The sequence below is a fragment of the Photorhabdus heterorhabditis genome, assembly GCF_001280945.1.
Taxonomy (GTDB): domain Bacteria; phylum Pseudomonadota; class Gammaproteobacteria; order Enterobacterales; family Enterobacteriaceae; genus Photorhabdus; species Photorhabdus heterorhabditis.
Genome location: NZ_LJCS01000095.1, coordinates 1 through 8,960 on the forward strand (window position 1 = coordinate 1; position 8,960 = coordinate 8,960).

Sequence of the window (8,960 nt, forward strand, 5' to 3'; positions counted from 1 at the left end):
CAACCACCTGTTCAGGACTCAAATCTTGCCAAATTAACCGTTTTATCCATTTTTTGACTTCCGGCGTTATTTTTACGGCTTTTTTAGCAAAATGACGACGAGCTAATCCCTTCAAATGAGCCTGTTCAGGACAATAGGTTTGAACTTCTTGATTTCTCTTCAATTCTCTGCTGATGGTCGATGGACTTCGCTTAAGTGACTCCGCAATAAAAAGCTGTGAAAAACCCGCTTCTTTTAAACTGGAAATCTGGTATCTTTCTGTTTCGGTCAGTTGTATATAGGTCATTGTGCATTTTCCTGTGGCGGGAAAGATGCCTACTATAGCAACTGACCGCCCTTCTGAAAAATTGCACTTAATTAGTCGAATCCGCCATAGATAATTATATTTCAAGCCATTAAAGGAAAAAAGGGCTTGGTTGGAATAGCTTCTCCACTTCAGGAACAAATTTTTTATCTGTAATAAACATAATTACATGATCTCCTTGTTCGATGACGCTGTAATCATTAGCAATAATTACTTCATCACCGCGAGCTATTGCCCCAATTGTGGTACCTGGTGGTAATTTAATATCACCTACAGCTCGACCGACAACTTTTGAAGTCTTTTCATCTCCATGAGCAATCGCTTCGATAGCTTCAGCTACTCCACGACGTAATGATGAAACACTTACAATATCTGCTTTACGAACATGGCTTAGTAAAGCCGAAATAGTTGCTTGTTGTGGAGAGATTGCAATATCAATCACACCGCCTTGTACCAAGTCGACATATGCACTACGTTGAATGAGGACCATGGCCTTTTTGGCTCCCATGCGTTTAGCAAGCATTGCAGACATGATATTTGCTTCGTCATCGTTGGTTAGAGCAATAAACACATCTACCTGTTCTATATGTTCTTCAGCTAGTAACTCTTGGTCTGATGCATCCCCATAAAAGACAATGGTGTCATGTAATAATTCGGCTAGTTCTGTAGCTCTTTGCTGATTCCGTTCAATCAATTTAACTCTGTAATCTTTTTCGAGGCGTAGTGCGAGTCCGGCACCGACATTACCACCACCAACGATCATAATACGTTTGTAGGGTTTCTCTAAGCGTTGAAGTTCACTCATTACAGCACGAATGTGTTGCGATGCAGCAACAAAGAAAACTTCGTCACCAGCTTCAATAATTGTAGAACCTTGTGGTCTTATTGGTCGATCTTGACGAAATATTGCAGCAACTCTGGTATTAATGTGTGGCATGTGTTCACGGAGTGAAGAAAGTGCATTTCCTACAAGTGAGCCGCCGTAATAAGCTTTTACCGCAACAATACTTACCCGACCTTCGACAAAGTTAACAACTTGTAAAGCGCCAGGATATTGAATTAGTTTGTAAATATAATCTATGACGAGTTGTTCTGGTGAAATAAGATAATCAATAGGGATATCATCAGGGAGAAAAAGTTTTTCTGCTTCGCGGATATATTCTGCTGCACGTATTCGTGCAACTTTATTCGGTGTATTAAATAAAGAATATGCAATTTGGCATGCAATCATGTTAGTTTCGTCAGAATTAGTTACAGCAACTAACATATCAGCATCTTCGGCACCAGCTTCTCTTAATACTCTGGGATGAGAACCGTGACCATTGACTACTCTGAGGTCGAATTTATCCTGTAGTTGGTGCAGACGGTTGGGGTCAGTATCGACGATAGTGATATCGTTATTCTCACCTACCAGATTTTCAGCTAATGTACCACCGACTTGGCCTGCACCAAGAATAATTATTTTCATAATGTTCTCTAATTTATTAGAAGCAGATAATTATCTCTATAAGTTGTAGAGATATATCACTGTTTAATTAATCGAGCGTAGAAAAAACCATCACCACCAGTTAATTCAGGTATTATTTGTTTTCCTGGGTTTTCGCTTGTTGCTGTTCTTGCTAACTCTGCATCTGGATGGCACTTTAAAAACGCACTGATCTGCTGGCTATTTTCATCCGGTAAAATAGAACAGGTTGCATACACTAGTGTTCCACCTTTCTTTAAATATGGCCAGATTGCATCAATAATTTCAGATTGTAATTGAACTAACTGAGCAATATCTTCCTCGCGGCGTAGCCATTTAATATCGGGATGGCGGCGGATTACTCCTGTTGCTGAACAAGGAGCATCCAGAAGAATACGATCGAATTGCTGATTTTCTGCCCAATGTTCAGGGTGGCGTCCATCACCGGTTTTTACTGTAGCGTGGCAATTAAGGCGTCGGAGATTTTCTTCTACTCGTTTGAGCCTTTGCTCATTAATATCTACAGCTAATACTTGAGCTTCTGGTGCTATTTCTAGGATATGTGTTGTTTTCCCTCCTGGTGCAGCGCAAAGATCGAGAATTTTCTCTCCATTAATTGGTTGTAATAACTCGGCACACCCTTGTGCAGACACATCTTGAACAGTGACCCAACCTTTGTCAAATCCAGGTAATATTGCTACATGGCAGGGGGAAATTACACGGATAGCAAAGGGTAATCCGATAGCTGGTTCCGCATCAATTCCTGCTTTATGAAGAAGGGTAAGATATTCATCCCGACTGTGGTATATACGATTAACTCGTAACCACATAGGTGGTTTTTGATTATTAACGTTAATAAGTTGCTGCCACTCTTGTGGATAGGCTTTTTGGATTCGGGTTAATAACCATTCGGGATGTAAGTGATGGCTAGAATGATTTTGTGAACGTTCTGTTAACTGTAATTGTTGTCTCTGAAATTGGCGAAGGACACCATTAATCAAACCCTTTAGCTGAGGGTATTTCAAAGCTACGGCTCCATTTACTGTTTCAGCCAGAGCTGCATGAGCAGGAATACGGGTATAGGCAAGTTGGTATATTCCGACCATAAGAAGGTAATGAAGAATACGTTGTTTACCTTTTAATGGTTTTGCCATTAATTGGCTTATTATCCACTCTAACTGAGGCAATACACGCAATACCCCGAAAGAGAATTCCTGTAATAAGGATTTATCTTTATCAGTTATATTCTGTTGTAGTTCAGGTAAGACTGTACTGAGAGACTGTCCTTGATCTAGAACTTGATTGATTGCTTTCGCAGCGATACTTCGCAGATTATATGTATTTTTCATAGTTAAAAAGGCTGATAAAAGACAGCTTTAAGAGAAAGTTATTCAGCTAATTTTATGCCTGGCGTAAACCATTCACGTTTGGAGTTAAGTAGATTTTCTACTGACATTGCTTTTTTACCCGCCGGCTGTAATTGAGTGATATTCAGAATTCCATCAGCGGTAGCAATATGAATGCCTTTTTTATCTGCTTTTAATACAGTTCCTGGTTCTGCTGAAGTTTGTTCTTCAATGGCTTCTGCTTTCCAAATTTTAACAGGCTGTCCTTCTATCTCGAAAAAGCTCATGGGCCAGGGATTAAATGCACGAATACAGCGTTCAATATGGGTTGCAGATAATGCCCAGTTTATTCGGGCTTCTTCTTTGCTTAGTTTTTCAGCGTAGGTAGCCAATTTTTCGTTTTGAGTTTCAGGCCGGTTTTTACCTGATGCTATTAACAATAATGTTTTAAGCAGCGCATCTGACCCAATATTGGCCAGTTTTGCGTATAAACTGGCACTAGTATCTTCAGGTGCAATAAGGCAGCTTGCTTTATATAGCATGTCGCCGGTATCAAGACCTATATCCATTTGCATGATAGTCACTCCCGTTTCCACATCACCGGCCCAGAGTGAACGTTGAATTGGTGCTGCACCACGCCAACGTGGTAATAGGGAACCATGTACGTTCAGGCAACCTAATCTTGGAATGTCCAAAACAGCCTTAGGGAGGATTAATCCATATGCCACAACTATGATAACATCAGGTTGTTGTTTGAGAATCCATTGTTGATTTTCTTCTGAACGCAAAGTAGTTGGCTGAAAAACAGTAATGTTATGTTTTTCAGCCAGCACTTTCACAGGACTGGGTGTCAGTTTTTTACCCCTTCCAGCCGGTTTATCTGGTTGAGTGAGAACACCAACTACCTCATGTTGAGACGCTAATAAAGCCTCTAAATGGTGTGCTGCAAAGTCAGGTGTTCCGGCAAAAACAATACGCAAAGAATCAGGCACGTTTATTTCCTGTATTAAATAATTTATTGGGTTCGAGCTCTTTGTTTATCTAATTTTTCTACTTTCTGGCGTATACGTTGGCGTTTCAGAGGAGATAAGTAATCCACAAAAAGTTTACCAATTAAATGATCCATTTCGTGCTGAATACAAATAGCCAGTAAGCCATTAGCTTGTAATTCAAATGATTGTCCATCGTAATTTAAAGCCCTAATTCTGACCTTTTCAGCTCGTGGCACTAGTGCTCTCTGATCAGGAATAGACAAACAACCTTCTTCAATCCCAGTTTCGCCACTCTTTTCCAGTAACTCTGGATTTATCAGTACAAGGCGTTCATTGCGGGTTTCTGATACGTCAATAACGACAATACGCTGATGAATATCAACTTGTGTTGCTGCCAAGCCAATGCCTTCTTCTGCATACATAGTTTCGAACATATCATCAATGATACTCTGAATCTTTGCATCAACTTTTTCAACAGGCGCTGCAATAGTGCGAAGCCGCTCGTCTGGGTAATGTAATATTTGTAATACTGGCATATATGTTTAGATCTGTATCCAAAATGTGAATGGTATTCTATGTCTATTCTAGACATTTCCCGTTTGGATTGACAGTATCGATTGCTAATTAAGCAGTTTGATTTGTCCGTCAATCTCAGCCAGGATGACAATATGGAAGCTATGGAAGTATGGTTGCGAATGAAGATGATCTCTCATTTGGCAACAGAAAAAGCAGCAAATATTGCAGAAAAATTATTGCATGCTGGGAATCGTTATTCCACAGTGCTGAAAGACAGTGGGTTATCACCAGCACAATGTTTGCAATTTACTAAAGCAAATAAAACAGTGCTAACTTCGTGCTTAAAATGGCTTGAACAGCCAGAATGCCATTTATTAACATATTCTCACCCTTCGTATCCACTTCTATTAAAGCAGATACATGCCCCACCTCTTACGCTTTTTGTTTCAGGAAAATTAGAACTTCTTTTAAAGAAGCAGGTTGCGATGGTAGGGAGCAGGGCCGCAAGCTATTATGGCGAAAAATGGGGAAAAATTTTTGCACGTGAATTGGTTGGGCATGAGTTAGTTATTACTAGTGGCTTAGCTATCGGAATTGATGGTATTTGTCACCGGTCTGCACTGGATAGTGGAGGTGAAACAATTGCTATATTAGGTAGTGGGCTTGGGCATATTTATCCTCATAGACACGTGTCATTAGCAAAACAGATAGAGGAGAATGGTGCTCTTGTTTCTGAATTTTTCCCGGATACCCCTCCACGTGCAAAGAATTTCCCTAAAAGAAATCGAATTATCAGTGGGTTAAGTTCGGCAATTATCGTTGTAGAAGCGAGTAAAAACAGTGGTTCATTAATTACAGCTCGTTGTGCCCTTGAACAAGGAAGGGATGTATTTGCATTACCAGGTCTATTGGGGAATCCAATGAGTGAAGGAAATCACTGGTTAATCAAACAGGGTGCATACCTGGCTACAAACGCAATAGATATTGTAGAACATGTTTACAGTTCACTACAATGGTTGCATATGGAAGGAACGAAACAAGAAGTAGAACCACGGTTTGAGCAAACTGAGTTGCCATTTGCTGATGTGCTAGTTAACGTAAGTGATGAGGTAACTTCTATCGATATTATTGCTCAGCGTTCTTCATTACCTATAAATGAGGTAATGACAAAGCTCCTTGAACTGGAATTACTGGGTAAAGTGGCTGTAGTTGCTGGTGGTTATGTGCGTGTGGATTAATTAACTGAGTGTCCATAGTCTTGTTCAACGTCATATAAAAATAAATTTCAAGTGAAAAAATGGTATGGCAAAAATGGTTCCTTTCTCCACTAATGAAACTGAATGTTGTCCTGAATGTGGTTCTCTGTTAGTTATCCGTAATGGCATTCATGGCCCATTTCTTGGATGTTCTGGTTATCCATCATGTCAATATGTTCGTTCATTAAAAGGGCAAAGTGACGGTCATGTGGTAAAAGAACTTGAAGGGCAGACATGTTCTGCATGTGGTGCTAATTTAACTTTACGCCGAGGGCGTTATGGAATGTTTATTAGTTGTAGTCGTTATCCTGAATGCGAGCATACAGAACTGATTGATAAACCGGATGAAACGTTAATAGCCTGCCCTCAATGCAAACAAGGGCAACTATTACAAAGAAAATCACGTTTCGGAAAAATTTTTCACGCGTGTAACTGTTACCCTAATTGTCAGTTTGTATTAAATAATAAACCAGTCGCGGGTGAATGTGTGTTTTGTCATTATCCGTTACTGACGGAAAAACGAACATCACAAGGTGCAAAGTTGTTTTGTGCCAGTAAATTGTGTGGAAAACAACAAGTAAATGAAACTGAGTAACAAGCATGAGTAATGAAGCATCACCTGCATTTAAAAATGTGTTAACTGCATTAAAAACAGAAAAAGTGATTGCCTATCCGACTGAAGCTGTTTTTGGACTGGGATGTGATCCTGATAGCGAGAAAGCAATAAATGAACTGCTTATATTAAAGAAGCGGCCGTGGCAGAAAGGGTTGATTCTTATTGCAGATAATTATGAGCAATTACAACCATATCTTGATGATAAGCTTCTAACGGAAAGACAAAAAAAAGCCATATTTGCTTGTTGGCCAGGACCTATGACCTGGGTAATCCCTGCCAAACCTAGTACATCTAAATGGTTGACTGGGCAGTTTTCCACTTTGGCTGTTAGAGTTAGTGATCATCCTTTAGTAAAACAATTATGTACTTTTTATGGAAAACCGTTGGTATCGACCAGTGCAAATTTAAATGGTCTTGAACCATGTAGAACAGCAGAAGAAGTCAGACAACAGTTTGGGGATAAGCTTCCTGTATTAAGCGGTAATGTTGGAGGGTGTGAAAAACCTTCAGAAATTCGGGATGCTTTAACTGGTGAACTGTATCGTCAAGGGTAGAATAAATATGAATCAATTCGCTGTTTTTGGTAATCCTGTTACGCACAGCAAATCTCCTCGTATCCATCAGTTGTTTTCTGAGCAAACTGGTATTGAGCATCGTTATGGGAAGATTTTGGCTCCTGTAAATAAATTTGAAGAGACATTGGCTGTGTTTCTTAAACAGGGCGGGATTGGCGCTAATATCACTTTACCATTTAAAGAGCGGGCATTTATCCGAGCAAATGAGTTAACTGAACGGGCAAAATTCAGTGGTGCAGTCAATACCTTGAAATTGTTGGATAATAATCAATTGATTGGCGACAATACGGATGGTATAGGGTTATTAACAGATTTGATGCAACGTGGATTTATTACACAGGGGCAACATATTTTAATTATTGGAGCCGGTGGTGCAGTCAGAGGAGTTTTATCTTCATTATTAGAATTTGGTTGTGAAATTACAATTACAAACCGGACGTTCAGTCGTGCCGTCCAGATTGCTTATGATTTCTCGTCAATAGGCAATATTCGGCCTGTTGAAATGGAAACACTAAATAGCCCTGAATTTGATCTGATCATTAATGCGACTGCATCTGGTCTTAACGGTGAGATTCCAGAGATATCTCCGTTAATATTTAATGAAAATTGTGTTTGTTATGACATGTTTTATCAGTCTAACTTGACACCTTTTATTTCCTTTGCCAAGAAACATGGTGTTTCTAGTTATGCAGATGGGCTGGGAATGTTAGTAGGGCAGGCTGCTCATTCGTTTAAATTATGGCATGGTGTACTGCCAGAAATCGCTCCTGTATTGCGAACATTGGAACAGGAGTTACATTCATGAATCAATCTATCCAGTTTCCTGATAGAGAAGAATGGAATGAACAAGAGCAGGTAGTTATTTTTCCTGCTCTGGTAAATGGGCTATTGGTTCAGTGTGTTATAGGTGCTAAGGAGCTTTTATATCGTTATGGGGAAGAGCATCATCCACTAAGCCTGTTCCGACAAAATCGTTGGGATTTAGAGGAGGAATTCGAATCAGTAATCAACAATGGGAATGATGATCATTTGGGACGCTACATATTATCTTGCAGGTAGTCGTTTTTCCAACAGACATAATTGCTTGCTGAATAACGTAATGCCTCTAATTCTTCAGGTTTCAGTTTCCTTACCTGACGGGCAGGACTGCCAACATAAAGGTATCCACTTTCTAATATTTTTCCTGGGGCTATTAAGCTGCCCGCTCCAATAATAACGTCTTCTTCAATAATTGAACCATCAAGCAGAATGGAACCCATACCGATGAGTACTCGATTACCAATAGTGCAGCCATGAAGTATAGTTTTATGCCCGATGGTGACATCGTTCCCAACAATTAAAGGGAAACCGTCAGGATTATCAACTGATTTGTGTGTTACATGTAATACAGAGCCATCTTGGATATTAGTACGCGTGCCAATAGATACATAATTAACGTCTCCGCGGATGACAACTAAAGGCCATACGCTGACATCATCAGCAAGCCTGACATCACCAATGATCACACTAGATGGATCTAACATGACTTTCCGGCCAATTTTAGGTTGAGTACCAAGGTAACTGCGTAACACTCCAGACATATATACCTCTAATGAAGAAATAGGGATTTGCTGTTCTTAAGGATCTTAGTGAGGAAAATACCAGTATGCAATGAAAGAAAGTTATTGATTTTAGTCAAAATCGATTAAATTTAACTCGTAAAGGGTAAAAAAACGCCTGTTGGTGGTAAATCTAAAAAAAAGTGTTGTGTAAAAATTTAAGCCCCCTATAATGCGCCACCACTGACCGACACAACGCTAAGAAAACGTGTGGGGTTGGGCAGGGGAGCGCAAATAAGCGCTTGACTCTGCGGGCAAAAAGCGTAATATACGCAGCCCGGCTGACCGAGAA

11 protein-coding genes are annotated in these 8,960 nt (G+C 39.9%); 5 read left to right on the forward strand and 6 right to left on the reverse strand.

What is annotated here, in order from left to right; all coding sequences use genetic code 11:
* From AM629_RS19675 to def, 5 genes are all read right to left on the reverse strand, one after another.
* Positions 1-286: helix-turn-helix domain-containing protein (locus AM629_RS19675; protein ID WP_152912037.1), on the reverse strand; the 286-nt coding region annotated here is incomplete at its 3' end.
* 109 nt (positions 287-395) lie between these two features.
* The gene (gene trkA / locus AM629_RS19680) at positions 396-1,772 is read right to left on the reverse strand and encodes a Trk system potassium transporter TrkA (RefSeq protein ID WP_054481311.1); all 1,377 of its coding nucleotides are present in this window, start codon (positions 1,770-1,772) and stop codon (positions 396-398) included.
* Positions 1,773-1,828: 56 nt separating this feature from the next.
* On the reverse strand, positions 1,829-3,118 hold the full coding sequence (gene rsmB, locus AM629_RS19685) for a 16S rRNA (cytosine(967)-C(5))-methyltransferase RsmB (protein ID WP_054481313.1): 1,290 nt from the start codon (positions 3,116-3,118) through the stop codon (positions 1,829-1,831).
* A 38-nt stretch (positions 3,119-3,156) separates the two neighbouring features.
* A complete protein-coding gene (fmt, locus tag AM629_RS19690) occupies positions 3,157-4,107 on the reverse strand; it encodes a methionyl-tRNA formyltransferase (RefSeq protein WP_054481315.1) in 951 nt (316 codons plus the stop codon).
* 23 nt (positions 4,108-4,130) lie between these two features.
* A complete protein-coding gene (def, locus tag AM629_RS19695) occupies positions 4,131-4,643 on the reverse strand; it encodes a peptide deformylase (protein ID WP_054481317.1) in 513 nt (170 codons plus the stop codon).
* Between the two features lie 132 nt (positions 4,644-4,775).
* On the opposite strand from def, the gene dprA reads away from it, so the two are divergent.
* The 5 genes from dprA to AM629_RS19720 all read left to right on the forward strand — a co-directional run bounded on the left by dprA (position 4,776) and on the right by AM629_RS19720 (position 8,129).
* Positions 4,776-5,861, forward strand: a complete 1,086-nt coding sequence (gene dprA, locus AM629_RS19700; protein ID WP_054481319.1) for a DNA-protecting protein DprA — start codon at positions 4,776-4,778, stop codon at positions 5,859-5,861.
* A 64-nt stretch (positions 5,862-5,925) separates the two neighbouring features.
* Positions 5,926-6,474 carry a DNA topoisomerase family protein gene (locus AM629_RS19705; RefSeq protein WP_054481321.1) on the forward strand — a complete coding sequence of 183 codons (549 nt, stop codon included), beginning with the start codon at positions 5,926-5,928 and terminating at the stop codon, positions 6,472-6,474.
* A 5-nt stretch (positions 6,475-6,479) separates the two neighbouring features.
* Entirely contained in the window at positions 6,480-7,049 is a 570-nt protein-coding gene (tsaC, locus tag AM629_RS19710) for an L-threonylcarbamoyladenylate synthase type 1 TsaC (protein ID WP_054481324.1), read from the forward strand.
* A gap of 7 nt (positions 7,050-7,056) precedes the next feature.
* Positions 7,057-7,875: a shikimate dehydrogenase gene (gene aroE / locus AM629_RS19715; RefSeq protein ID WP_054481326.1), complete on the forward strand. Its 819-nt coding sequence runs from the start codon at positions 7,057-7,059 to the stop codon at positions 7,873-7,875.
* Complete coding sequence (locus AM629_RS19720) at positions 7,872-8,129, forward strand: DUF1488 family protein (RefSeq protein ID WP_054481328.1); 258 nt, start codon at positions 7,872-7,874, stop codon at positions 8,127-8,129. Before aroE ends, AM629_RS19720 begins: the two co-directional genes overlap by 4 nt.
* On the opposite strand, the gene AM629_RS19725 is transcribed toward AM629_RS19720, so the two are convergent.
* Complete coding sequence (locus AM629_RS19725) at positions 8,108-8,650, reverse strand: gamma carbonic anhydrase family protein (protein WP_054481330.1); 543 nt, start codon at positions 8,648-8,650, stop codon at positions 8,108-8,110. The two genes, AM629_RS19720 and AM629_RS19725, sit on opposite strands and share 22 nt — an antisense overlap.
* Between the last annotated feature and the right edge of the window lie 310 nt (positions 8,651-8,960).